Source organism: Pseudomonas putida (assembly GCF_001976065.1).
Lineage (GTDB): Bacteria > Pseudomonadota > Gammaproteobacteria > Pseudomonadales > Pseudomonadaceae > Aquipseudomonas > Aquipseudomonas serbica.
In genome coordinates this window covers 709,758-732,913 of the sequence record NZ_MNAH01000001.1, presented here as the reverse complement: position 1 = coordinate 732,913, position 23,156 = coordinate 709,758, and the positions used below count along the sequence as shown (strand labels likewise).

Sequence of the window (23,156 nt, the reverse complement as noted above, 5' to 3'; positions counted from 1 at the left end):
AGCCCCTTTCCCGAGGAAACTGCCATGAGCAGCACCCCGTTTACCCAACAACTAAAGGGCGTTCGCGTACTGGACCTGAGCCGCGTACTGGCCGGCCCCCACTGCACCGCCATGCTGGCGGACCTCGGCGCCGACGTCATCAAGTTCGAAGTGCCGGGGCACGGTGATGACAGCCGCCACCTGGGCCCGTTCAAGGATGGCGAAAGCGTTTATTTCGGCCTGATCAATCGCGGCAAGCGCAGTGTCGAAATGGACTTCAAGTCGGCCCCGGACCTGGCCCGCCTGTATGAGTTGGTGCGTGACGCCGACGTCGTCGTGGAGAACTTCCGCCCCGGCGTGACCCGTCGCCTGGGCATCGACTTCGATACCCTCAAGCAATACAACCCCAAGCTGATCTACGCGAGCATTTCCGGCTTTGGCCAGCACGGCCCCCTGTCCACCAGGCCCGCCTATGACATTGTCGCGCAAGCGATGTCCGGGCTGATGAGTGTCACCGGTTTTACCGAGACAGGGCCGACGCGCAGCGGCGAGTCCATCGGCGACCTGTGTGCCGGTGTCTATGCCGCCTGGGCGATCAGCTCTGCGCTGTTCGCCCGCGAGCGGCACGCCCCGGGCGCGCAATTCATCGACGTCGCCATGTTCGATGTGTTGTTCAGCCTGCAAATGACCGGGCTGTCCAGTCTCTTCGCCCACGGCGTTGCCCCTGGCCTTGTCGGCAACCGCCATCCGGTCTCGACCCCCTTCGACACCTACACCGCGGCCGACGGCCAGGTGGTCATCGCAGTGGCGAGCGACAAGCTGTTCCAGCGCCTGTGCGAGTGCATGGGCAAGCCTGGACTGGCCACCGACCCACGCTTCGCCGAGGACCCGCAACGGACGTTGAACGAGCCGGCGTTGCGCGCGCAGATCGAACACTGGACGCGCCAACTGAGCGTCGAGCAGGCCTGCGACATTCTGCTCGATGCCGGCGTGCCGTCCTCCCCGGTGTGGAACCTCGCCCAGGCCGCCGACAGTGAACAGGCGCACGTGCGTCAACTGCTGATCCGGCCCGAGGGCGCACCACAACCCCTGGTGCCGCAACCGGTTTTCTTCAATGGCCACAAACCTCACGCCGTCACCCTCGCCCCACGCCTGGGCGCCGACAACGCGGCCTTCGGCATGAACAAACAGGAGCTTTGCCATGAACTTTGAACTGGATCAGGTCGAACTGGCCGTTATCGAATCCGCCGAAAAACTGGCCCGCGAGGTGATCCAGCCCCGCGCCCAGCATTACGACGAAACCGAAACCTTCTGTGCCGAAAGCCTGCAAGCCTTGGCAGCGTTGGGTGGCATGGGCATCAACTTGCCTGAGGAATATGGCGGCCTGGGGATTGGCAGCCTGGCCATGAGCCGAGTGGTTGAGGCGGTAGCAGGCGCTTGCGCCTCCACTGCGTCAGCCTTGACCGCGCACTTCCTCGCGACCGACTCGATTCTGATCGGCGGCACCGAAGCGCAAAAGCAGGAATGGTTGCCGCGCGCCGCCAGCGGCGAGTTGCTCGGCGCGTTCGCCCTGACCGAACCGGCAGCGGGCTCCAACCCGGCCGACATGCGCTGCCGGGCGCAACCGCAAGACGGTGGCTGGAGAATTCGCGGCAGCAAGCACTACATCACCAACGCCCGCGAAGCCGGATTCATCGTGCTCTATGCCAAGACCGACGCCGAGGCCGGGCACAAGGGCATCAGCGCTTTCATGATCCCCCAAGGCACCGAGGGCATCAGTTTTTCCAGCCCGGAAAAAACCATGGGCCTGCGCGGCAGTACGATCTATGAGCTGTCCCTGGACTGCTGGCTGCCCGCCTCGGCACTGCTCGGCAGCGAAGGCGCCGGCTTCAACACGGCCATGGCAGTGCTCGATCGCGGTCGTGTCGAAGTGGCGGCGATGTCCCTGGGGGTTGCCAATGCGGCACTGCAGGCAAGCCTTGGCTGGGTCCGCGAACGGCAGATCGGGCCCAAGCCGCTGGCGGCCTATCAAGGCACGCAATGGCGCCTGGCCGATATGCACACGCAACTGGAAGCCGCACGCATGCTCACCTGGAAAGCCGCCGCGCGCCGCGACAGCGGTGAACGCTTCAGCCTGGAATCGGCCACCGCCAAGCTGTTTGCCGCCGAATGCGCCGGCTTCGTCACCGATGCCGCGCTGCAGTTGCACGGTGGCTATGGCTACATTCGCGACCTGCCGCTGGAGCGCTACGTTCGCGACGCACGCATCCTGCGGATTTTCGAGGGCACCTCGGAAGTGCAGAAGATCATCATTTCGCGAAGCGTGCTCGACGCCCAGCGTTAACAGAGCGAGAACCGGGGCCTGATCCCAGGCCCCGCCCTTGATATCCCAACCCGAGAAGGCTGTCGTATCCCACGACACCCGAGAGGAACCGCCATGTCCGCCTCCAAAGAAAGTGCGCAGCGCAAGACGTATATAGAACGGCGATCCATCGATTACATCCCAGAATCAGAGCGCCACGGCCGGCTGCTCAGTCAGTTCACGCTATGGTTTGGCGCCAACCTGCAAGTCACCGCGATCGTCACCGGGGCCCTGGCCGTGGTGCTCGGTGGCGACGTGTTCTGGTCGTTGATCGGCCTGCTGGTCGGGCAACTGCTGGGCGGCGCGATCATGGCCCTGCATGCGGCCCAGGGCCCGCAACTGGGCCTGCCCCAGATGATCTCCAGTCGCGTGCAGTTCGGCGTCTATGGCGCCGTCATCCCCATCGTGCTGGCCTGCCTGATGTACGTGGGGTTTTCCGCCAGCGGCTCGGTGCTCGCCGGCCAGGCCATCAGCCAACTGATGAACGTCAGCGATGCCAGCGGCATCCTGATATTCGCGGCGATGATCGTGGTGTTGACCGTGCTCGGTTATCGGACCATCCACTTGATCGGGCGGTTGTCGAGCCTGATTGGCGTGGTGTCGTTCTTCTACCTGTTCTATCGGTTGCTGTCGGCCCATGACATCGGCGAACTGTTGGCCAACCGGCATTTTTCCCTGAGCAGTTTCCTGTTGGCCATCTCGCTGTCGGCCTCCTGGCAAATCGCCTTCGGCCCCTACGTCGCAGACTATTCGCGCTACCTGCCGCGCACCACGTCAGCCATGAAAACCTTTCTCGCCGTTGGCCTGGGATCGGTGATTGGCACACAGATCTCGATGATCTTCGGCGTGTTCGTCGCGGCACTGGCGGGCGATCAGTTCGCCGGCCATGAGGTGTCCTACATCGTAGGCCTGGGTGCGAGCGGGTTTGTCGCGTCGCTGCTGTTCTTCAGCATCGTGTTCGGCAAGGTCACCATCACCACCCTCAACGCCTACGGCAGCTTCATGTCCCTGGCAACCATCGTCAGCGGTTTCCGCGGCAATCAGGAAATCTCCAGGACCCTGCGCTCGGTCTACATCCTGATCATGGTCGGACTGGCGACGGCACTGGCATTGATGGGGCGGCACTCGTTCCTGCATGACTTCTCCGCCTTCATCCTGTTCCTGCTGGCGTTTTTCACCCCCTGGAGCGCCATCAACCTGGTGGACTTCTATCTGGTGACCAAAGAGCGCTACGACATACCCGCCCTGTCCGATCCAGATGGCCGCTATGGGCGCTGGAACCTGCCCGGTATTGCGGTCTACACCCTTGGGGTGCTGATTCAGATGCCGTTCATTGCCACCAGTTTCTACACCGGTCCCTTGGTCGAAACCCTGGGTGGCACCGATATCTCATGGCTGATCGGCCTGACCGTTCCCGCCGTCGTTTATTACTGGGTGGCGCGAGGTTCGCGGCAACGCATTCCTTCGCGACTGATTCTTCCGCAAGAGACCCTTTGATCCACTCAAGACAGGGCTGCTCGCCCGGGCCGCCCTGTACACGAAACCGATCGATCGATTTTTTCCTTGAGGGGAACGCCATGCTTGCCGTCAATGCATCCGTCATATCGCCACTCAACGCTCGCGACCGGCTCGTTCACGCTGCAGTCGAGCTCTTCGCAACACGCGGCTTCCAGGCCATTGGCCTGCGTGATCTGGCAGGTCACGTAGGTTTGCAAGCCGGGTCGCTTTACCACCACATCGAAAATAAACAGTGTTTGTTGTTCGAGCTCATCGAGTCCGCCTTGTCAGACCTGCTGGTCACGACCAAGCGCCGCATGAAGGGTGCCAGGACCCCTGCCGAACGGGTACGTCGTTTTGTCCAGGCCTTCGTCAGCTTTACCTTGCACGAGAAGTACCGATTGATACTGGTGACCCGCGAGTTCGTTAACCTCGACGAGGAACACAAGCTCCACGCCGACAAGTTGAAGCGTGCGCACAGCGCGCTGCTGAACGAAATCATCACCGAGCAATACCAGCTGACGGGCAAGCCAGATCCCCAGACCTGGCTGATCACTCATGCAGTGATGGGCATGCTCTATGGCCAATTGCAATGGAACGAAGTGGAGATTACGCAGCAGCACCTGACAGAACTGCTCACGGGTTGCGTCATGCGCATTATCGCCAGCGGCAGGGAAAATGCTCGAGAGGCGAGGTTTTGAATCGCACCCGAGCCAGGCAACTCGACAGTCACTTCGCCTGATAGGACGGATAAAGACCGGCAAGCCGCGCAATCACAACGCCAACGTAAAAAACCCCGGAAAACTCTTCGACCATCACAAGCGAACGGGCGTGGTTGGTCAATGGGAGAACATCGCCGTAACCGGTGGTGGTGAGTGTCGTGAAGCTGAAATACATCAGTTTGAAGAAGCTACCGGGCTGTAGGAAGTCGAGGCGACCAGGACCGAATGAGCCCGCGCTCTGTATCTCGACCAGGGCGTAGACGAAGGACCAGACGAAAGCCAGCATGATGTAACCGGCAAGCGCACCATGCAGCTTGTCGGCAGTTATCGGCCCGCGCTTGAGAACGTAGCGAAGCACTCCGCTAAACGAGACGGTAAGAGATGCCGTATAAACGATCCCGGCCAGATTGAGAATCCTGATACTTTCAGTCCACAACGCTGCCCATAGAAGGCCCACCCCAAGCAACGCCAAGCCCAGCTTGATGATCACCCCTCGCCGAGTCTGCCTGGCGGCGAAAGCGCCCACGAACAGCACGATTGAAAACACGATGCCGAGTAGCGTGCGCGCCAGGATGCCTTCCTCAAGAAAGGGAAACAGCAGAATCAATCCCAATAACAGCAACATCAGATAAGTGCAGGGCCCATGCCCGATTACCAGCTGGGCCAGATCCGCTTCGGATTCGGCTTTATCTTGCGGATTTTTCATACCGGTTTCCCAGGGAAGTAACGGCCCAAAGCGTATTTTCCAGTCGGTGGTCGAGTCTGCCTTTTAGCGTTTCAAGGTCATGTGTCAACGCTGCACGGCAGGCCCAAGACAGGGAGACCGAATAAAAATCTTCCTGCCCAGGGACCAAGTCTACAATTTGGTAACAACGTGAAGAGAAGTACGGTATTCAACAGATGTACAGCACCAATGACCTGACTTTTCTGTGTTTCGAGCATTGTGCCAGTTGGCAATGACTCCATTGCCGTAGCATCAACCTGGACAAGCAGGTCATCGATGTACCAGAACCTAGCCCTGCTTGCCGCTTTCCTCCTGACCTACAGCATTTTTGCCGGACGCCTGGAATCTCGCCTGCTCAATGGCCCCCTGATGTTCATGCTTGCCGGCCTGATTCTCGGCCCGGCGTTACTGGGCATTCTGCAACCCCGGATTGACAAGGACGGCCTCAGGATCCTGGCAGAATTGACATTGGCGATTGTTCTCTTCAGCGATGCGGCCAACGCCGACCTCAAGGTTCTAAGAGCGCACGAAGGATTGCCGGTGCGCTTGTTGATGATAGGGCTTCCCCTGACCATGCTCAGTGGGTGGCTGGTCGGCCTCTGGCTGTTGCCACAGGTACCCCCGGTGGAACTGGCAATACTGGCGACCCTCCTGGCGCCCACCGATGCTGCGTTGGGCAAGGCCGTGGTGAGCAATCCCAAGGTAGCCGCATCCGTACGTGAAGGATTGAACGTCGAAAGCGGGTTGAATGATGGTATCTGCGTTCCGGTGCTGCTGATGTTCCTGGCCCTGCTGGTCGAAGAGCAGACACAGTCTCCCCTCTCGCTGGCAGTGGAGTTGGTGATCGAGGAGCTGGGCATCGGTGCAGTCGTCGGTGTCGCGCTTACGCTGGTTGCATGGCTGTTGCAGCGCTACTCGGCAAAACACGCCTGGCAAGCTCCCATGTGGTCACAACTGACACTGCCCGGGTTGGCGATTCTTTGTTTTGCCACAGCGCAAGCAATGGGTGGAAGCGGGTTTATCGCCGCATTCGTCGGTGGTTTGCTCGCCAGTTATCTGTTTACCGAACAAAAACATCAGCTGCTCAAGGCCAGCGAAGAGTTCGCCAGCCTGCTATCGGTCGTTACCTGGGTCGTATTCGGTGCCCTGGTGATCCCCAGGGCCTGGAGCAGTATCACCCTGGACATCTGGCTTTATGCCGTGCTCAGCCTGACGGTGATTCGCATTCTGCCTGTGCTCATCAGCCTGGCGGGGACCCGTTTCGATTTTGAAACCCGCCTGTTCATCGGCTGGTTCGGCCCGCGCGGCCTGGCGAGCATCGTCTTCGCAGTGATGATATTGGACTACCCTCTCCAGGCCAGTCGCACTCTGGTCGCTGCCGCCGTCTGCACCGTTTTGCTCAGCGTGTTGTTACATGGCTTGAGTGCCAATCCATGGGTCTCACGGCTGGCCCGTCGAACAGCGGACAAAGCCGATTGAAGATAGATAAAACCTCTACAGCGCAGTAAAATCTGTACAGAACTTGTAGAGGTTTTATGGCCATGACACCTTCCGAGAAACTCGTTGCATGGCACGGAAACTGGATTCTTTCGCAAACGAGGATCGTCTGCAGGAACTGCAGGGCAGAGCAGTCCGAGTCAGACAGAGAACTCAAATTCCCTCACATTCCCCAGTGTTCCAAGTCAGGCGCTCTATCCAACCCTTGGCAGGAACTGGCCGAGGTTTGCAATGCAGTTTCAGACAAGCCTCCTTAACGGAAAACGACTGGCCTCAAATTTGCAGTGTGCCCCTTACCAGGGCTTCCAGTCTGGGCAGGATACTTGCGTGGTCATTGCCCAAAATGGCAATGGAAGAACCACGCAACCCTGCCGACGAAGCGGCAGCGGCGTCGCCGGCCAACGCCACCGGGCACGTAACGCCCATTTGCAGGGCACGCAGTCGCTTGAGCGCATCTGCCTGCAGTGGCGCCTGGACCCACAGCACCAGCGCGGCGGGTTGTATCGCTTTACACAGCAACGGCAGTTCTTCCAAGGGCTGGCCCGTGCCCAGCACCTCGATGCGCAGCTGGTCATTGCTCATCAACAAACCGGCGCACAGCAACTCCAGTTCGTGGGCATGGCCCGAGCCGTCTGCCAGCAGTACGCAAGCACCATTGCCCGGGTTCATCTGCAGTCGCAGTAACATCCGCGCACGCAAGAAGGCGTCCAGGTACAACCACTGGCTGCGTCGGCCGAAAGCGTTGCCGGATGCCAGGCTGCGCCACACCGGCAGCACAATAGCCTCCAACACCGTAGCCTTCGGGTAGATCGTGAACAGCTGCCCGTGAAGGCGCTCCAGCTCCGCGCCATCAAACGCCTGCGTGGCACGATGAACCGCCTCTTGCCACTGGACCAGGGGCGCTTCGGTCGAACCTGATGCAGCGATACCGGGCGTGTCCTGCTGGCGGGCGAGCAAAGCGCCTATCTTGCTGATCGGCAGGCCACGGCTGGTCCAGAGCATGATGCTACGGATATGTTCGATGTCCTGTTGCGAATACAGGCGATGCCCTCCCACCGTGCGCACGGGTCGGATCAGCCCGTGGCGGCGCTCCCACGCCCGCAGGGTGATCGGGTTGACGCCGGTCAGGCTGGCGACTTCCCGCATGGGGAGCAAGACGTCGTCGGAGGCAGATTCGATGGGTTCGGTCATTGAAGGTCGTTGCGTCCTGAGTGTGTCGGCATTCTAAACCAGCCATGACCCTTTTTAACCAGCAGCAATCGATGCTGGCTCCCTGCCCTGCCATCTAGGCATGGCTGCCGCTGACGACTACGCTGTGGGGCACACCCACGAACCACCGCGAGACCGGACCATGATTGACGCCAAACTCCTGCAACTGATGGTCGAAGCCTCCAATGACGGCATCGTCGTGGCCGAGCAGGAAGGCAATGACAGCATCCTCATCTATGTCAACCCTGCCTTCGAGCGCCTGACCGGCTACAGTGCCGACGAAATTCTCTACCAGGATTGCCGGTTCCTGCAGGGAGACGATCATGACCAGGCCAGCCTCGAGGCCATCCGCGAGGCCATCCGCCTGGGCCAGCCTTGCCGCCAGGTGCTGCGCAACTATCGCAAGGATGGCAGCCCGTTCTGGAACGAGTTGTCGATCACTCCCGTGTACAACGATGCCGACCAGCTGACCTACTACATCGGCATACAGCACGACGTCAGCGACAAGATGGCCGCCCTGGAAAGAATCGAGTCACTTGAGACCGAGGTGGCCGAGCTGCGCCGCCAGCTGGCAAGGCTCGATGGCTAACGACGAATAGCGCTAAACCGATAGAAAAAGTGTACAAGAATATTGACTTGTACAATTTTCCCCGTAGGCTTCAGATAAACCTGTACAGTTTTTTCGAATTGTACAATTTTGCCTGGAGCCTGCCATGTCTGCATATCTCCGCCATTTCGCTGAAACGTTCGCAACGCTGAACCTCGACTCCCTGGATCGACTGGGCGAGCTCTACAGCAACGACGTTCAATTTCGTGATCCCTTGCATCAGCGGGATGGCTTGCCGGCACTGCGTAGCTACTTTGAAAAGCTGTACACCAACGTCCAGGATATCCGCTACGACTTCCTTGACGTGGATGAAATCGCCCCCGGCCACGGTTATCTGCGCTGGATCCTGCATTTCCGTCATCCGCGCCTTTCCCGCGGACAGCCGATCAGCCTGCAAGGCTGCAGCCACCTGCGCTGGGCGACTCATGTCTACCTGCACCACGACTACTTCGATGCCGGCGCCCTGCTCTACGAGCACGTACCGGTTGTCGGCGGCGTGATCGGCTGGATCAAGGGAAGGCTCGCATGAGCCGCTGCTGGCTGACAGGGGCCTCTAGCGGCCTCGGTGCCGCCCTGGCGGAACAACTGCTGGAGCAAGGCCATTCGGTGGCCTTGGGTGGACGGCGGGCCGAAGCTCTGATGCCGCTGGTGCTGCGCTACCCTGAGGCCCTGCTCGCTACCGGCGATGTCACTGACCCACGGCAGGTCGCGGCGATCGGCGAGAACATCGAGCATGCGTGGGGCGCACTGGACCTGGTGATCCTGAACGCCGGCACCTGCGAATACCTGGTGCCGGGCAGGTTCGAGGCCGAGACCGTCGAGCGTGTGATGCGCACTAACCTGCTGGGGGTCAGTTATTGCCTGCAGGCGGCCCTGCCACTGCTGCGCCGCGGGCAAAGACCCCACCTGGTCGTGATCGGCAGCTCGGTGACCTGGCTGGCGCTGCCGCGGGCTGGCGCCTATGGCGCGTCCAAGGCGGCCCTGCGTTATCTCGTTGAATCCCTGCGCCTGGATCTATACGCCGAAGGCATCGATGTAACGCTGGTCAGCCCGGGGTTCATCGACACCCCCCTGACCCGGCGCAACGGCTTTGCCATGCCACAACTCTGGACGGCCGACCGCGCCGCGCGGCATGTCGTCGCGCGCCTGTCGCGACGACCGTTGGAGATCAACTTTCCACGCTTCTTCATTCTTGTCCTGCGCTTGCTTGGCGCCCTGCCAGCGCGTTGGCGCCTGGCCCTGGGCCGTCGACTGGCGCGAAACGAAAAGGAATAGCGTCATATGCGTATCGCCATCATCGGTAGCGGGATCTCTGGGCTGACCTGTGCCTATCTGCTGTCCCGTCGCAATGAGGTCACCGTGTTCGAAGCGGCGGACTGGATCGGCGGTCACACCCATACGGTCGACATCGAATGGCACGGCCAGCGTTATGCCGTGGACACAGGTTTCATCGTCTTCAACGACTGGACCTACCCCAACTTCATTCGCTTGCTGGATCGCCTGGGCGTCGTCTCGCGCCCCACCGAGATGAGCTTTTCCGTCAACGATCCGCGCAGCGGCCTGGAATACAACGGCAATAACCTCGACACCCTCTTCGCCCAGCGCGGCAATCTGCTGTCGCCGGGCTTCTGGGGAATGTTGCGCGATATCCTGCGCTTCAACCGCCAGGCGGTGGCCGACCTTGACGGCCAGCGCATCGAGCCCGGCATGAGTCTGGGTGATTACCTGCACACGCGAGGCTACGGGGAGCGTTTCATCCATCACTACATCGTGCCCATGGGCTCGGCCATCTGGTCGGTCTCAAGGGCCGACATGCTGCACTTCCCGCTGCACTTCTTCGTCCGCTTCTTTCGTAACCATGGCCTGCTCTCGATCAGCCAGCGGCCACAATGGCGAGTGATCGAGGGTGGCTCGCGCAGCTATGTGGAGCCGTTGTGCAAGACCTTCAGCGAGCGTATTCGGCTCAATTGCCCGGTGATGAGCGTGCGCCGGGACGACACCGGCGTGGTGATCACCAGCGCCGCGGGCCAGGAGCGCTTCGACAAGGTGGTGTTCGCCTGCCATAGCGACCAGGCCTTGGCGCTACTTGAGCAACCGACAACCACTGAGCACGAGGTGCTGGGCGCCCTCGTCTATGCCGCCAATGAAGTTTTGCTGCACACCGACACCCGCCTGCTGCCCAACCGACGCAAGGCCTGGGCCAGTTGGAACTATCGCCTCGGCGGACCGGCCGATGCCCCGGCGGCCGTGACCTACAACATGAACATTCTGCAAGGCCTCGACGCCCCGGTAACCTTCTGCATAAGCCTCAATCAGGCCAATTGCGTGGACCCGTCGCAGGTGCTGGCACGCTTCAATTATGCGCATCCACAATACAGCCTTGCCGCCATGGCGGCACAGGCGCGCCAGGGGGAGCTTCAGGGAAACCGGCACAGCTACTTCTGCGGTGCCTACTGGGCAAATGGCTTCCATGAGGATGGCGTGGTCAGCGCACTGGACGTCGCCCAAAGGTTCGGGGAGCGCCTGTGAACAGCAGCCTTTGCTACGGTTGGGTCAGCCACCGGCGTTTGGCACCGCGGTTCCACGGATTCCGCTATCGCAGCGCCATGCTTTACCTGGACCTGGACGAACAGGACCTGCTGCTGGGCCTGTCCCCGCTGCTCGGCGCTTCTCGCCTGGCGCCGTTGTGCTGGCGAGAAACCGATTACCTGCCAGCCTGGACGCGTCGCGGCATGCCCTTGAAGGACGCGGTGCGCGAAGTGGTGGCCAAGGCCCTGGGCCAGGCGCCGTGCGGCGCCATTCATTTGCTGACCCAGCCGCGCAGCTGGGGAATCTCGTTCAATCCGGTCAGCTTCTATTTTTGCCACGACAGCGATGACCTCCTGGCGGCGATTGTACTGGAGGTGCGTAACACGCCCTGGCGTGAGCGCTTCCACTACGTGTTGCCTGTGCTGCCCGGTCAGCCCTGGCACTTTTCGGTCACCAAGGCATTCCATGTCTCGCCGTTCATGCCGATGGACATGCAGTACCACATGCGCTTCCACAGCGATGGCGCGCACGTGCGCATCCACATGGAAAACCGCCGCGAAGGGCAAAAAGTCTTCGAGGCCGACCTGGCCCTGCGCCGGCAGCCGCTGGATGCCGCCGCACTGCGCCGCCACGTACTGGCCTTCCCCTGGATGAGCCTGCGCACCCTCGGCGCCATTTACTGGCAGGCAATGCGCCTGCTGCTCAAGCGCACCCCGCTCTACGCCCACACGTCCAGTCAGAGCAACCAAGACCTTGGCCATCACGTCCACGAGGAGCCCGAGCATGTCCGATCCAACCCTGAGCGTTAGCAAATCCTTTAGCCTGGCGCCGTTATTCGGCGGCCTGGCCAGAAGCGCCGTGCTCACTCAGCTTCGCAACCTGCGCCAAGGCCGTCTGCGCCTGATCTGCCAGGGCCAGGAGTGGCTGTTTGGCGATGTCGGCAGCGCCCTGCACGCCGAGGTCGAGATCTTCGACGAGGCCGCCTGGGGCATGGTGGCTACCAACGGCTCGATCGGGGCCGGCGAAGCGTACATCCACGGTTACTGGCGTACCCCGGACCTGGCCGCGGTCACCCGCCTCTTCGTCGCCAACCTGGAGGTACTCGACGCCCTTGAAGGCGGGTTGGCGCGCCTGGGCCGTCCGGTCCTGCGCCTGCTGCATTGGCTCAATCGCAATAACAGGCGCGGCGCGCGGCGCAACATTCTCGCCCATTACGATCTGGGCAATGCCTTGTTCGAGCGGCTGCTGGACCCGACCATGATGTACTCGGCAGCCATGTTCGACAGTCAGGAGCAGAGCCTGGAGCAAGGCCAACTGAACAAGCTTGAGCGAATCTGCGAAAAACTCGCGCTGCGCCCCGACGATCATCTGCTCGAGATCGGTACCGGATGGGGAAGCCTGGCGATCCATGCCGCCACGCGCCACGGTTGCCGGGTGACCACCACCACGTTGTCCGAGGCGCAGTACGCCCATACCCTGCAACGCGTCCGCGATCTTGGCCTGCAAGAGCGCATTACCGTCCTGCGCGAGGACTACCGCGACCTGGGCGGACGCTTCGACAAGCTGGTCTCGATCGAGATGATCGAGGCGGTCGGGCACCGTTATCTGCCGGTTTACTTCCGCCGCTGCGCGTCACTGCTCAAGGATGACGGCTTGATGCTGCTGCAGGCCATCACCATCCGCGACCAGCGCTATGAACAGGCCCAGCGGTCGGTGGATTTCATCCAGCGCCACATCTTTCCCGGCGGTGCCCTGCCCTCCTTGAACGTCATGCTGCAGACCGCCAGTCGGCATACCGCGTTGAACCTGGTGCACATGGAGGACTTCGGCCTGGACTATGCGCGGACCCTGCAGCACTGGCGCGACAACTTGCGTCAGTCGCGCAGCGCCCTGGTCGAGCTGGGCTATGACGACACCTTCCAGCGCCTCTGGGAGTTCTACCTGTGTTACTGCCAGGGCGGTTTCGAGGAGCGTGCCATCGGCGTCGCGCAACTGCTCTGGGCAGCCCCGGCCGCACGCCGCGCATCGCTACCGGGTGCCTGACTTGAGCCGGGCCTGGTTGATCGGCAACGCGCTGTGGATGCAGGCCGCCTGGTGGGCTTGCGTGCTGAGTGAGCGGCATCCCTGGCTGCTACTGGCGGTGGTGGCAGGCTTGTTGGTGCATGTGGCTGCTTGCCCACGGCCGGGCGACGAAGCGATCACTCTGGCCTGCGTGGGGTTGGCTGGCTGTTCACTGGATGCCAGCCTGGGAGCCCTGGGCGTTTTCGATTTTGCCCAGCGCCCCCTACCCTTGTGGCTGGCCGTGCTGTGGCTGGTGCTGGCCAGCGGGCTTCGCCACAGCCTGGCCTGGGCTCGACGTCCTGTGTGGTACGGGGCGTTGCTAGGGCTGTGCGGCGGACCGTTGGCTTACATCGCCGGCGCACCGCTGGCCGGGGTCGGCCTGCCTTGGGGCACCCTTGGCACGGCCCTGCTGCTCGCGCCACTGTGGGCGGTCTGGATGCCGCTCATCCTGCAAATGGCTGCGCCCCGCTCCTGAATCTGTTTACCGAGGGTCACGGCAGCGCCTTCGGCTCGCGGCGGAAGAACAGAATCACTTGTCCCAACTCGACACCTAGCTTGCTCATACTCGAGCGGTTGATCATCGTGTCTTCGTCCATCAGGTACATCCAGTCGTCCAGATCCACTTCCCAATGCCGGCCGTCAACCGGCAGGTCAAGGCGATAGCGCCAGCGCAGCGCATTGCCAGCGATCTCGCCGCTGGCCTCTCCTACAACGTCATCCGCACGACCACGCCAACGCCCGTCGCCGGCCGGTTGCAGCGTCCAGACGCGGCGTTGACGCGTGCCATCGCTGTAGAGAAAACGCTCGTCAAGAATCAGCTGCTGTCCCTCGACGCGGCTTTCGATCTGGACATGGAATCGCTTGACCACCTCGCCCGAGCGATTCTGGAACAGCCCCCAGGCCTGTACCGGCCGTGAGAAAAACGCCACCAGATCCAGGGTCGGTCGCTCCTGCGCGTAGTGCTCCACGCCAACATTGTTGCAGCTGACCAGCAACAGGCTAACGAACAGTACCAATACTTGACGCATCTCAACCTCCTCAGTCAGCCGGCGCGGACATCCCCAACAGTTGTTGACGCAACAGCTTGTCCCGCGTGCGCGGACCCAGCCAGATGTCGAAGAAGGCTCGGGCGAATGCAGGGTCCTCTACCCGCCGGCGCAGTTGGCCGTCGACGAAGAACGTGCAGCCTTTGCCGGGATGATAGAGCCCGGTGATGCGCATTCCGGGCCGCACATCGACGAAGGCGCCACGCATTTCACCGGACCAGCGCTGGAGGGTGGACTCATCTGGACGCGCCTCGGCCATGCGACGCATTTCCTTGAGGCTGGCCTCCACCAGCGTGTCCCTGGAAAAGACACGGTGATACGTCAGTTCGAGTGCAAAGGGCTGATCCCAGGTCAGCGGCAACCCGGGGCTCCACAACCGCGCGGTGTATAGACTCACACCGAACCAGGTAAAGTCGCCGCTGCCCACCAGACGCCCATTGGGCAACCCGGGATGCCAGTCCGCCCAGGCTGGTACGGCCAGTACCAGCACGAACAGCCAGCTTCTGGACAGACGATGTACGTGAAAGCACCTGGAGTCAGCCACGATCTTCAACGCCTCGGCCCACTTGAAAATACTATACAAGAATAGCTCAATGTATAGTTTTCCGCCCCTCAAGCAGAGAGTATGTACAACTTTTTCACCCTCAAAAAGATTGAACGGCTATTGAACGCGCTCGCCTAATGATCAGCTTGTGGATAATCCCATAGGCCATGTGCCAATACCGGCATACTCCGAGAGGTGGTCAACGTGGCTAAAGACGAGAAAAAAAGCAAAGGCGAGTCCTCCAAAGCCAGCAAGGATTTGAAAGACAAAAAGTCTTCAACGACGAAGAAATCAGCGGCGTCGGCTCTTTCGAAAGCGGCCGAAAAGAAAGACAAGAAAAAAGATACCGAACCCAAAAAAGCTGCAAAACGAGCTGATAGCAAGCCAGAAAAGGCCAAGAAATCAGACAAGGCAGAAAAGCCGGCGAAAAAGAACAAGTGACATCTGCTGTTTGCTAGGGCTTTACGCCCTAGCTTCCTCTCGCGGTGGCTCCGACAAGGCATAAACCACCCGCCCGATCCCGGTCCAATACACCGCGCCGGCACACATGCAGCAGGGTTCGGCACTGGTGTACAGCGTGGGGTCGCCCTGCGGCGGCATCGAATTGTTGCCCGCTTCGACAATCACCTAGCCATTGCGGTCCGCCACCCACGCCGCGAACGGATGACGGCCACGCTCTTTTGATGCCTGCAGCAACGCCAGATCCAGATCGCTGACGCCGGCCGGAATAAGCTGGGTGAGTTGATTCATGGGGTAACTCCTGGGCAGTGGAAAAACAAAAGATCAATCGACCCATTCAACCGCAGAGACGTCGACGCTGTCGGTCGATTTTTTTTCATTGTTGAGCAACACGTTGAGCAGAATGGTTGCCCCGGCAGCGGCCACGACGAAGCGGCTCTTGACGTTGGAGAGCGCAATCAAACCGGTGTTCTGCGTGAAGGCGTTGTAAGGGAAACGGTTGAACAAGCCACCGAGCATGGTCGACAGGCCATCAGCGCGGAACGCATTGCCGAGGGTTTGCGGGGTGGTCGGCTTGCCGGTCAATTTGCCGATGGCCAGGCAGTTGCCCGTGGTCTCGGCCATGATCACCAGCATCGCCAGGGTCATGCCCGGGTGATCGATTCACCGGTTACGTTCAACAACATGGTTAATGCAGTATTGGCAGAGTTGAGGGACTGAACGTCAGCGAACGCATTCGCACATCACTGTCAGTGCTTTCAGGGTCGGCTGTTGTTATCAGAATAGAAACAAAAAACCGGTTCGTACTAACCTGGCTGCAATAACGAAAAATCCCGGGAACAGAGATGTCTCCAAGGATTTTTTTTGCGCGAGATTCGTCGGCACTGCATAGGGCAGATTCACATCGATACAAGAACGTTGGCGAGCCCCTCAGTCTTTTATGATGGGGCAAGCGGCAACCAGACGCAGACTTCGAACCCATCTTGCCGGCCTGTTGCCGGGGAGAACAATTTCATTCTGGCGTCTACCCCCTGCACTATGGTTTTGGCAATCGCCAAGCCCAGTCCTGAACCACTGATCTCACTGTGACCGCGTACAAAACGCTCAGTCAGGTGCTGTAATTTCGACTGTGGCACCGCCGGGCCGCTGTTGACAACCCGTAGCTGTGCCTGTTCAGTGAGACTGACTTCGATCGGTTGATCCGATGCACCATACTTCAGCGCATTCTCAATCAGGTTGCGCAACAGGATGCCGAAGGCGTCCGGGTCAATGGTCGAGTACACGCCGGCCTGGCTTGGCAGGTGCAACTCAATGCGCTGCCCGCTACGTTGGTTCCACTCGTCCACTCCGTGGGCAAGCAACGGAATCAGGTCTTGTGGCGTTTCGGACAACAAGCCGCCGCCTTCAGCTTTGGCCAGCTGCATGAGTTTTTCTGAAAGCCGTGAAAGCTCGCGCAACGCGTTCTCGATCTTCTGCGCACGCACTCGCAACGGGCCTTCGGGGGCTTCGTGGTGTAACCGCTGGATCTGCGCCAGGGTCGAGGCCAATGGTGTGCGCAGTTCATGGGCACTGTTGGCGGTAAAGCTGCGCTCGGCCTCAAGGGCGTTGCGTAAGCGCTCCAGCAGGTGGTTGACCGCCTCAGCCAACGGATCGATTTCCGCCGGCAGGCGCACCACCTTGATTGGCGACAGATCACCCACACCGCGCGCTTCAATAGCACGACGGTAAGCCAACACGCTGCGCAGGCTGAAACGCACAAATAACCAGGTGCCCAACAGGCTGACAGGAATCAACACCAATAGAGGCAACAACAAGGCAAACAAGGCCTCCCGCGCTGCTTCTCGACGATGACCAAGCGGTTCGGCTATCTCGATGAACAGCGTCTGGCGCAATGCACTGGCGCCATACAAGCGGTACTTTTCAGAGGTGGAAAAACCTTCAGTCGGTTGTCGATTGAAGATCTGCGGGTTGGCGTCGTGAGATTGCATCAGAATCTTGCCCTTGGCATCGCGCACCAGGTAGGTCAGGTATTCGTTGTGCATTTTCAGGGTCGCGACGTGTTGCGCCGTCCGCGGTTCTTCCCGGTTGCTGATTTCCAGCACGGCCAAGGGCAGGATGCGTTGTGCAGTCTCTTCCAACGCGCTGTCGAATGCTTCGTTCAATTCATGTTGCACCACCAGCCAGGCGCCGACTGTCGCCCCCAGCCAGAGTAACGTCATACCAAGCGTCAACCCTAGACCGAGACGTGTTTGCAGGCTTGAAGACGGCTTCATGCTGACATCAACCGATAGCCCATGCCCCGCACGGTTTCAATCAGGTCGCGCCCGAGTTTTTTTCGCAGACGGCTGATATAGACCTCGATGGTATTGCTCTCGATTTCGGCGCCGAAAGCATACAGCCGTTCTTCCAGCTGCGACTTGGACAGCAGCGCGCTGGGGCGCTGCACAAACGCCTCGAACAGCGCCCATTCCCGCGCGGTCAGGTCCACCGTCGCACCGGCCCGCTGCACCGTACGGGCACTCATGTCGACCTGCAAATCACCGAGCTTGATCTGCGGATTGGGATTGCCGCTATAACGCCGTGCCACCGCCGCCACACGGGCCGAGAGTTCAAACAGGTCGAACGGTTTGACCAGGTAGTCGTCGGCGCCCGCGTTGAGGCCAGCGATACGATCGGAAATCTGATCCTGGGCAGTCAGGATAATCACCGGGGTCACGTCCCCTGCCGAGCGTTGCTGGCGCAAAAAGTCCAGCCCGCGACCGTCCGGGAGCATCAGGTCCAGCAGGATCAGGTCGTAAGGCGTGGTGCGCACGCTGTTGCGCGCGTGGTCCAGGCGCTGCACCCAATCGACGGCGTGACCGTCATCGGCAATCTGCTCGCGCACCGCCTCCCCCAAACCTGGAGCGTCCTCGACCAATAAGACCCGCATCTGGCACCTCCTGTGATGGTTGTCGTGCAGCACCTTAATCGCCCTGCCTGACGTGAATCTGAAGATTCAGCTGGTTGTCAGGAATGCACCTTAGGGTATGCCACAGACGCCGACCGCGGCAGGAGACAGATCATGAAATCAGGTTTTATTGCCAATGCCACGCTGTTGAGCCTGCTGCTCAGCGGTTACGCCCTGGCCGATGACGACTGCAGCGACCCGGTGAGCGACTGGCAACCGCGCGAAACCTTGCGTCAGCAGGTCGAGCGGCAGTACGGCTGGAGCGTGCAGCGCATCAAGGTCGACGACGGTTGTTACGAGCTCAAGGGCCTGGACCGCAAAGGCAATGCCATCGAAGCCAGCTACTCACCGGCATCGCTGCGCCTGCACACACTCGAGATCCATTTCCGCGACGACGGCGATGCCAGGGATTACCTCGGCAGCCCGCTCGCCGAATGACGCCTCACCTGTCGATGAGTTTTTCCTGTGTTTCAGGTTGCTGTCAGCAAGCAGGTCCAGGCTCTCGACCTAACGATCAAAAGGACACCCTCATGAAAAAGATCATCGCAGCCACCTGCCTCGCCGGCGCCATTGCCCTGCCGGGGTTGGCCCAGGCCCGTGAAGTGACCTTGACCACACAGCTCAAGGACTACAGCGGCAATGATGCCTACCTGGCGATCTACGTCACCGACGCCAATGGCCAATACCAGAAAACCCTCTGGGTGGCCGGCAAGAAGGCCAAGTACTACAAGCACCTGGGCGACTGGGCCCGTGGCAGCGGGATGAACCCGAGCGAGTTTGACGGGGTCAGCGGCGCCAGTGTCGGCAGTGGGCGCACACTCAAAGTCAGCGTCGAACTGGCAGACACCCTGATTGATGCCGGGTATCAGATCCGCATCGACAGCGCCGTCGAGGACAAACGTGACGCCCGCGCCGATGTCAGCGTGCCCCTGACGTCCAAGGGTGCAGGCAAGCCGGCGACCGGCAGCACCTACGTCGAGTCCTTTACTTACGACTTGTAGCACCTGCTATTTCTGGAGGCTGAACATGCTTCGTCAGTTCCATTCCCTTCCTGGCCTGATCGCCGCCCTGTTGGTCATGCTGTTGGCCATCAGCGGCGCGATCCTGTCCGTCGACCCGGTGTTGGAACGCCTGCACAGCACGTCCACTTCTGCCGGACAAGTCAACGTCGGCCAACTGGCCGGGCGCGTTGCCAGCCACTTTCCGGGCGTGGAGCAGATCCAGCGCACAGCGTCCGGGACGGTGATCGTCTACTACAACCAGAACGGCCAGGCCGGGGCGGAAAAGGTTGACCCACTGACCGGCCAAGGTCTCGCCCCTTATGAGCCATCCGAGTTCTCCCGCTGGGTGAAAGACCTGCACCGCTCGCTGTTCCTTGGCACGCCGGGCCATGGGGTGTCGGGTGTCGGCGCGCTGTTCATGCTGATGCTGTCGGTGTCCGGCGCGCTATTGCTGGCCCGCCGCCTGGGTGGCTGGCGCAACCTGCTGCGGCCGCTGCGGGGCACTTTCAGCCAGCGCTGGCATGCTGAAATCGGGCGAACGGCCTTGCTCGGGCTGCTGCTGTCGGCATTGAGCGGGCTCTACATGTCCGCCACCACTTTTGGTTTTATCGCCGACGGCAGTCAAAGTGAACCCGCCTTCCCCGCCCACGCCAGCACCGGCCCGGCCTTGCCGGTGGCGAAGCTGCAAGCCTTGCAGGCCACCGACCTGAACGACCTGCGCGAGCTGGTCTACCCAAGCCCCGGCAACCCACGCGATGTGTTTTCCCTGCGCACGGCCCAGAGCGCCGGCTACGTGGATCAGGCCAGCGGCGCTTTGCTGTCCTATCAAGCCCACGACTCGATGCACAACCTCTACGAATTGATCTATCAGCTGCACACCGGCGAAGGCCTCTGGTGGCTGGGCCTGCCGCTGGGGCTCTGCGCCCTCTGCGTGCCGTTGATGAGCGTGACCGGCATCCTGTTGTGGTGGCGCCGCCGCAAGGCTGGCCCGAACATTCGCCACAACAGCCCTGCCCACTGCGCCGACAGCGTGATTCTGGTGGGCAGTGAAAACAACAGCACCTGGGGCTTTGCCAAAACCTTGCACGACGCCTTGCACCAGAATGGCCACCAGGTGCATAGCGCGGCGATGAATGAATGGGTGGGCGATTACCGCAATGCCCAACGGGTGTTGATCCTCACCGCGACCCATGGTGACGGCGATGCACCGGCCTCGGCTTCGCAGTTCCTGGCGCGGCTGGCCAAAACAGGCCTCAAGCCCTGCCTGCCCTTTGCTGTGCTGGGCTTTGGCGAGCGCCAGTTTGCGCAGTTCTGCCAGTACGCCCATCAGGTGCAGGACGCGATGTTGCAGGCCGGTGGCTCGCCACTGCTGGGGCTGGAAACCGTCAACCGCCAGTCCTCCCAGGAGTTTGCGCGCTGGGGCCACGCGTTGGGCGAAGTGCTCCAGCATGACCTGACACTGGTCCATACCCCGCAGCGGCCGCAGACCCATCCGTTGGAGCTGACGGAGCGCATTGTCTACGGTGAACAGGTGAACGCGCCGACCCACGTTCTGCGCTTCAAGGCACCCGGCAAACTGCCGGATTTTCTGGCCGGTGATCTGGTCGGGATTCTGCCACCTGGCAGTCCGATCCCGCGTTTCTACTCGCTGGCCAGCGGTTCCCAGGACGGCGTGCTGGAGATCTGTGTGCGTAGACACAACGGTGGCATGTGCTCGCAGTTCCTTCATAGCCTGGACATCGGCGCGCAGATCGAAGCCTTCATCCAGCCCAATCCGCAATTCCGTCCGGCATCGGGCACGCATCCGGTGATCCTGATCGGCGCCGGTACCGGCATCGGTCCTCTGGCCGGTTTTATCCGCAACAACAAGGCCCGACACCCGATGCACCTGTATTGGGGCGGGCGCAACCCGGCCTCGGACTTTCTCTACGAACCGGAGCTCAACCAATACTTGTCGGACCGCCGCCTCACGGCACTGTGCGCCGCTTTCTCTCAGGTTCAGGACCGCAGCTACGTGCAAGACCGGCTGATCAGCGATGCCCTGACCTTGCGCCGGCTGATTGAAAAAGGTGCCCAGGTGCTGGTGTGTGGCAGTCGCGAAATGGCCAAAGGCGTGATGCAGGCCCTTGATGAAGTATTGGCGCCTCTCAACCTGAGTGTGCTGAACCTGAAGGCACAAGGACGCTACCGTGAAGATGTCTACTGAGCTGCTGCGCTATAGCTTGAACGGCGAAACCATGGGCACCCGCTACACCGCCCTGTTTTATGCCGGGGCCGGGATCGATATCGACGAAGTTGGCCAGCACCTGGCCCGCGCCGTGGCCCGGGTGGACCAGCAAATGTCCACCTGGAAACCCGACTCGGACCTCAACCGCCTCAATGCCGCCCCCGAGCAGGAATGGGTCTCGGTGCCCAAGGAACTGGCCACGGTGCTGTCTGCTGCATTGCGCGTCAGTCAGCAATCCGGCGGCGCCTTCGACATCGCTGTCGGTGACCTGGTGAACGCCTGGGGCTTCGGCCCCGGGGAGCAGACGGTCACAGAGCAGGCGATCGGCACGATTGCGCCGCGCGCCCGGCCGTTAGCCAGCGCCGCATTGGTGGTTGAGCCGCAACGCAATCAGGTGCGCAAACGCGTGCCGTTGAACCTTGATCTGAGTGGCATCGCCAAAGGTTTTGGCGTGGATGAACTGGCCCGTTGCCTGGAGGGCTGGGGCATCACCCGCTATCTGGTCGGTATTGATGGCGAGATGCGCGCCCGGGGCATCAAACCTGACGGCCAGTGTTGGGTCGTGGCCCTGGAAAAGCCCCACCGGGGCGTGCGTGAAGTCATGGGCGTGATGGAACTTGGCGATGCCGCTATCGCGACCTCCGGGGACTATCGACACTGGGTCGATGTGGCCGGTCAGTCCTATGCTCACACCATGAACCCGGCCACCGGCGCGCCGTTGTGCAACCCGCTCGCCGCCGTCACCGTGGTGGCGGCCTCGTGCATGCTCGCCGATGCCTGGGCCACGGCGCTGATGGTCCTGGGCGAAACCGAGGGCCCACGCCTGGCTCAGGAACGCGGGATGGACGCGTTGTTCGTGCTGCGCGAGGGTGAACACTTCAAAGAAATATCCATTGTCGGCGGCCAGTTGCAGGCGCAAATTGAAACCCGCTGACGCCGATCGCCGGCCCGCTCGGAACCCGTCCGATGTGAACCGCCGAATGACAGGGAATCGCGTTAAACAATGAAATTCATGCACAGGCACACCGAGGCACACCGGACCGATCGAATCGGCTGGCTGCGCGCCGCCGTCCTTGGGGCCAACGACGGAATCGTCTCTACCGCCAGCCTGCTGATCGGCGTCGCTGCCGCCAACACCAGCCATGCCACATTGCTGGTTACCGGAATGGCGGGGCTGGTGGCCGGGGCCATGTCGATGGCCGCTGGCGAGTACATTTCCGTGCACTCCCAGGCCGATACCGAGCGGGCCGATCTGTCCCGCGAACGGGCAGAACTGGCCAGCGACCCGAAAGCCGAACACATCGAACTCGCCAACATCTACATGCATCGCGGGGTATCACCCGAACTGGCGCATCAAGTGGCCGATCAATTGATGGCCCATGACGCACTGGGCTCCCACGCCCGGGACGAGTTGGGTATCAGCGCCACCCTCACCGCCAAACCCTTGCAGGCCGCCTTGGCCTCCGCCGCCAGTTTCGTGGTGGGTGCCGCGTTGCCGCTGGGGGTGACGTTTGTCGCGCCGGAGCACAGCGTGGTGCCCTGGGTATCGGGCATGTCATTGGTGTTTCTCGGGACATTGGGCGCCATCGCCGCCAAGGCCGGCGGGGCCAACGTCATGACCGGCGCCTGGCGGGTGACCTTCTGGGGGGCGCTGGCCATGGGCATTACCGCACTGGTAGGGCACTTGTCTGGCGCGGTGGTCTAGCGGGCACCTTTTACAGAACAGCAGTGTTGCGGGGTATGCG

The 23,156-nt window shown here is 61.3% G+C and carries 24 protein-coding genes and 2 pseudogenes; 18 read left to right on the top strand and 8 right to left on the bottom strand.

Annotated features, from left to right (window positions below; genetic code table 11):
• The first annotated feature begins 24 nt into the window (after positions 1-24).
• The 4 genes from BKX96_RS03410 to BKX96_RS03395 all read left to right on the top strand — a co-directional run bounded on the left by BKX96_RS03410 (position 25) and on the right by BKX96_RS03395 (position 4,539).
• Complete coding sequence (locus BKX96_RS03410; RefSeq protein ID WP_077182699.1) at positions 25-1,191, top strand: CaiB/BaiF CoA transferase family protein; 1,167 nt, start codon at positions 25-27, stop codon at positions 1,189-1,191.
• Positions 1,181-2,323: an acyl-CoA dehydrogenase family protein gene (locus BKX96_RS03405; RefSeq protein ID WP_046815256.1), complete on the top strand. Its 1,143-nt coding sequence runs from the start codon at positions 1,181-1,183 to the stop codon at positions 2,321-2,323. The genes BKX96_RS03410 and BKX96_RS03405 overlap by 11 nt, the downstream gene beginning before the upstream one ends.
• A 93-nt stretch (positions 2,324-2,416) precedes the next feature.
• Complete coding sequence (locus tag BKX96_RS03400) at positions 2,417-3,838, top strand: purine-cytosine permease family protein (RefSeq protein WP_046815255.1); 1,422 nt, start codon at positions 2,417-2,419, stop codon at positions 3,836-3,838.
• A gap of 80 nt (positions 3,839-3,918) precedes the next feature.
• Entirely contained in the window at positions 3,919-4,539 is a 621-nt protein-coding gene (locus BKX96_RS03395; protein ID WP_077182698.1) for a TetR/AcrR family transcriptional regulator, read from the top strand.
• Positions 4,540-4,567: 28 nt separating this feature from the next.
• Here BKX96_RS03395 and BKX96_RS03390 read toward each other — a convergent pair whose 3' ends face one another.
• On the bottom strand, positions 4,568-5,266 hold the full coding sequence (locus BKX96_RS03390; protein WP_077182697.1) for a potassium channel family protein: 699 nt from the start codon (positions 5,264-5,266) through the stop codon (positions 4,568-4,570).
• A 294-nt stretch (positions 5,267-5,560) separates the two neighbouring features.
• Between BKX96_RS03390 and BKX96_RS03385 the strand changes: the two genes are divergently transcribed.
• Entirely contained in the window at positions 5,561-6,763 is a 1,203-nt protein-coding gene (locus BKX96_RS03385; protein ID WP_077182696.1) for a cation:proton antiporter, read from the top strand.
• 291 nt (positions 6,764-7,054) lie between these two features.
• On the opposite strand, the gene BKX96_RS03380 is transcribed toward BKX96_RS03385, so the two are convergent.
• Positions 7,055-7,960: a MerR family transcriptional regulator gene (locus tag BKX96_RS03380; RefSeq protein ID WP_410454519.1), complete on the bottom strand. Its 906-nt coding sequence runs from the start codon at positions 7,958-7,960 to the stop codon at positions 7,055-7,057.
• Between the two features lie 172 nt (positions 7,961-8,132).
• Here BKX96_RS03380 and BKX96_RS03375 point away from each other — a divergent pair, with 172 nt between their 5' ends.
• The 7 genes from BKX96_RS03375 to BKX96_RS03345 all read left to right on the top strand — a co-directional run bounded on the left by BKX96_RS03375 (position 8,133) and on the right by BKX96_RS03345 (position 13,662).
• The gene (locus BKX96_RS03375; protein WP_046815250.1) at positions 8,133-8,579 is read left to right on the top strand and encodes a PAS sensor domain-containing protein; all 447 of its coding nucleotides are present in this window, start codon (positions 8,133-8,135) and stop codon (positions 8,577-8,579) included.
• A gap of 124 nt (positions 8,580-8,703) precedes the next feature.
• Positions 8,704-9,126, top strand: coding sequence for a nuclear transport factor 2 family protein (locus BKX96_RS03370; RefSeq protein WP_077182695.1), 423 nt, complete (start codon positions 8,704-8,706; stop codon positions 9,124-9,126).
• The gene (locus tag BKX96_RS03365) at positions 9,123-9,872 is read left to right on the top strand and encodes an SDR family NAD(P)-dependent oxidoreductase (protein WP_077182694.1); all 750 of its coding nucleotides are present in this window, start codon (positions 9,123-9,125) and stop codon (positions 9,870-9,872) included. Before BKX96_RS03370 ends, BKX96_RS03365 begins: the two co-directional genes overlap by 4 nt.
• Positions 9,873-9,878: 6 nt before the next feature.
• Positions 9,879-11,126 (top strand): NAD(P)/FAD-dependent oxidoreductase, encoded by a 1,248-nt coding sequence (locus BKX96_RS03360; RefSeq protein ID WP_046815247.1) that lies wholly within the window; start codon positions 9,879-9,881, stop codon positions 11,124-11,126.
• Positions 11,123-11,935, top strand: coding sequence for a DUF1365 domain-containing protein (locus tag BKX96_RS03355; protein ID WP_077182693.1), 813 nt, complete (start codon positions 11,123-11,125; stop codon positions 11,933-11,935). Before BKX96_RS03360 ends, BKX96_RS03355 begins: the two co-directional genes overlap by 4 nt.
• Positions 11,910-13,169: an SAM-dependent methyltransferase gene (locus tag BKX96_RS03350; protein ID WP_077182692.1), complete on the top strand. Its 1,260-nt coding sequence runs from the start codon at positions 11,910-11,912 to the stop codon at positions 13,167-13,169. Before BKX96_RS03355 ends, BKX96_RS03350 begins: the two co-directional genes overlap by 26 nt.
• A gap of 1 nt (position 13,170) precedes the next feature.
• Positions 13,171-13,662, top strand: a complete 492-nt coding sequence (locus BKX96_RS03345) for a DUF2878 domain-containing protein (RefSeq protein ID WP_046815244.1) — start codon at positions 13,171-13,173, stop codon at positions 13,660-13,662.
• Positions 13,663-13,678: 16 nt separating this feature from the next.
• Here BKX96_RS03345 and BKX96_RS03340 read toward each other — a convergent pair whose 3' ends face one another.
• Complete coding sequence (locus tag BKX96_RS03340; RefSeq protein WP_077182691.1) at positions 13,679-14,215, bottom strand: DUF3833 domain-containing protein; 537 nt, start codon at positions 14,213-14,215, stop codon at positions 13,679-13,681.
• A gap of 10 nt (positions 14,216-14,225) precedes the next feature.
• Positions 14,226-14,744: a chalcone isomerase family protein gene (locus tag BKX96_RS03335; protein WP_077183126.1), complete on the bottom strand. Its 519-nt coding sequence runs from the start codon at positions 14,742-14,744 to the stop codon at positions 14,226-14,228.
• Positions 14,745-14,972: 228 nt separating this feature from the next.
• Here BKX96_RS03335 and BKX96_RS03330 point away from each other — a divergent pair, with 228 nt between their 5' ends.
• The gene (locus tag BKX96_RS03330) at positions 14,973-15,218 is read left to right on the top strand and encodes a hypothetical protein (RefSeq protein ID WP_046815242.1); all 246 of its coding nucleotides are present in this window, start codon (positions 14,973-14,975) and stop codon (positions 15,216-15,218) included.
• 48 nt (positions 15,219-15,266) lie between these two features.
• On the opposite strand, the pseudogene BKX96_RS31840 reads toward BKX96_RS03330, so the two are convergent.
• The 4 genes and pseudogenes from BKX96_RS31840 to BKX96_RS03310 form a co-directional block, all read right to left on the bottom strand.
• Positions 15,267-15,527 (bottom strand): annotated as a pseudogene (locus BKX96_RS31840) (nucleoside deaminase); the annotation flags it as partial.
• A 105-nt stretch (positions 15,528-15,632) separates the two neighbouring features.
• Positions 15,633-15,884 (bottom strand): annotated as a pseudogene (locus tag BKX96_RS03320) (solute carrier family 23 protein); the annotation flags it as partial.
• A gap of 290 nt (positions 15,885-16,174) precedes the next feature.
• Entirely contained in the window at positions 16,175-17,509 is a 1,335-nt protein-coding gene (locus tag BKX96_RS03315) for a sensor histidine kinase (protein ID WP_046815240.1), read from the bottom strand.
• The gene (locus BKX96_RS03310) at positions 17,506-18,165 is read right to left on the bottom strand and encodes a response regulator transcription factor (RefSeq protein ID WP_046815239.1); all 660 of its coding nucleotides are present in this window, start codon (positions 18,163-18,165) and stop codon (positions 17,506-17,508) included. The genes BKX96_RS03315 and BKX96_RS03310 overlap by 4 nt, the downstream gene beginning before the upstream one ends.
• Before the next feature lie 132 nt (positions 18,166-18,297).
• Between BKX96_RS03310 and BKX96_RS03305 the strand changes: the two genes are divergently transcribed.
• The 5 genes from BKX96_RS03305 (at position 18,298) to BKX96_RS03285 (ending at position 23,116) form a co-directional block, all read left to right on the top strand.
• The gene (locus BKX96_RS03305; RefSeq protein ID WP_046815238.1) at positions 18,298-18,621 is read left to right on the top strand and encodes a PepSY domain-containing protein; all 324 of its coding nucleotides are present in this window, start codon (positions 18,298-18,300) and stop codon (positions 18,619-18,621) included.
• 92 nt (positions 18,622-18,713) lie between these two features.
• The gene (locus tag BKX96_RS03300; protein WP_077182690.1) at positions 18,714-19,184 is read left to right on the top strand and encodes a DUF2271 domain-containing protein; all 471 of its coding nucleotides are present in this window, start codon (positions 18,714-18,716) and stop codon (positions 19,182-19,184) included.
• A gap of 25 nt (positions 19,185-19,209) precedes the next feature.
• The gene (locus BKX96_RS03295) at positions 19,210-21,390 is read left to right on the top strand and encodes a PepSY domain-containing protein (RefSeq protein ID WP_077182689.1); all 2,181 of its coding nucleotides are present in this window, start codon (positions 19,210-19,212) and stop codon (positions 21,388-21,390) included.
• Positions 21,380-22,345, top strand: coding sequence for an FAD:protein FMN transferase (locus BKX96_RS03290; RefSeq protein ID WP_077182688.1), 966 nt, complete (start codon positions 21,380-21,382; stop codon positions 22,343-22,345). The genes BKX96_RS03295 and BKX96_RS03290 overlap by 11 nt, the downstream gene beginning before the upstream one ends.
• Positions 22,346-22,414: 69 nt before the next feature.
• Positions 22,415-23,116, top strand: a complete 702-nt coding sequence (locus BKX96_RS03285) for a VIT1/CCC1 transporter family protein (protein WP_077182687.1) — start codon at positions 22,415-22,417, stop codon at positions 23,114-23,116.
• Positions 23,117-23,156 lie beyond the last annotated feature (40 nt).

Coding starts and splice junctions, on each gene's coding strand:
- BKX96_RS03375 (WP_046815250.1), top strand. CDS start 8,133: ATGATTGACGCCAAACTCCTGCAACTGATGGTCGAAGCCTCCAATGAC.
- BKX96_RS03350 (WP_077182692.1), top strand. CDS start 11,910: ATGTCCGATCCAACCCTGAGCGTTAGCAAATCCTTTAGCCTGGCGCCG.
- BKX96_RS03390 (WP_077182697.1), bottom strand. CDS start 5,266: ATGAAAAATCCGCAAGATAAAGCCGAATCCGAAGCGGATCTGGCCCAG.
- BKX96_RS03300 (WP_077182690.1), top strand. CDS start 18,714: ATGAAAAAGATCATCGCAGCCACCTGCCTCGCCGGCGCCATTGCCCTG.
- BKX96_RS03295 (WP_077182689.1), top strand. CDS start 19,210: ATGCTTCGTCAGTTCCATTCCCTTCCTGGCCTGATCGCCGCCCTGTTG.
- BKX96_RS03385 (WP_077182696.1), top strand. CDS start 5,561: ATGTACCAGAACCTAGCCCTGCTTGCCGCTTTCCTCCTGACCTACAGC.
- BKX96_RS03400 (WP_046815255.1), top strand. CDS start 2,417: ATGTCCGCCTCCAAAGAAAGTGCGCAGCGCAAGACGTATATAGAACGG.
- BKX96_RS03405 (WP_046815256.1), top strand. CDS start 1,181: ATGAACTTTGAACTGGATCAGGTCGAACTGGCCGTTATCGAATCCGCC.
- BKX96_RS03285 (WP_077182687.1), top strand. CDS start 22,415: ATGAAATTCATGCACAGGCACACCGAGGCACACCGGACCGATCGAATC.
- BKX96_RS03310 (WP_046815239.1), bottom strand. CDS start 18,165: ATGCGGGTCTTATTGGTCGAGGACGCTCCAGGTTTGGGGGAGGCGGTG.
- BKX96_RS03360 (WP_046815247.1), top strand. CDS start 9,879: ATGCGTATCGCCATCATCGGTAGCGGGATCTCTGGGCTGACCTGTGCC.
- BKX96_RS03315 (WP_046815240.1), bottom strand. CDS start 17,509: ATGAAGCCGTCTTCAAGCCTGCAAACACGTCTCGGTCTAGGGTTGACG.
- BKX96_RS03305 (WP_046815238.1), top strand. CDS start 18,298: ATGAAATCAGGTTTTATTGCCAATGCCACGCTGTTGAGCCTGCTGCTC.
- BKX96_RS03365 (WP_077182694.1), top strand. CDS start 9,123: ATGAGCCGCTGCTGGCTGACAGGGGCCTCTAGCGGCCTCGGTGCCGCC.
- BKX96_RS03395 (WP_077182698.1), top strand. CDS start 3,919: ATGCTTGCCGTCAATGCATCCGTCATATCGCCACTCAACGCTCGCGAC.
- BKX96_RS03410 (WP_077182699.1), top strand. CDS start 25: ATGAGCAGCACCCCGTTTACCCAACAACTAAAGGGCGTTCGCGTACTG.
- BKX96_RS03290 (WP_077182688.1), top strand. CDS start 21,380: ATGTCTACTGAGCTGCTGCGCTATAGCTTGAACGGCGAAACCATGGGC.
- BKX96_RS03370 (WP_077182695.1), top strand. CDS start 8,704: ATGTCTGCATATCTCCGCCATTTCGCTGAAACGTTCGCAACGCTGAAC.
- BKX96_RS03340 (WP_077182691.1), bottom strand. CDS start 14,215: ATGCGTCAAGTATTGGTACTGTTCGTTAGCCTGTTGCTGGTCAGCTGC.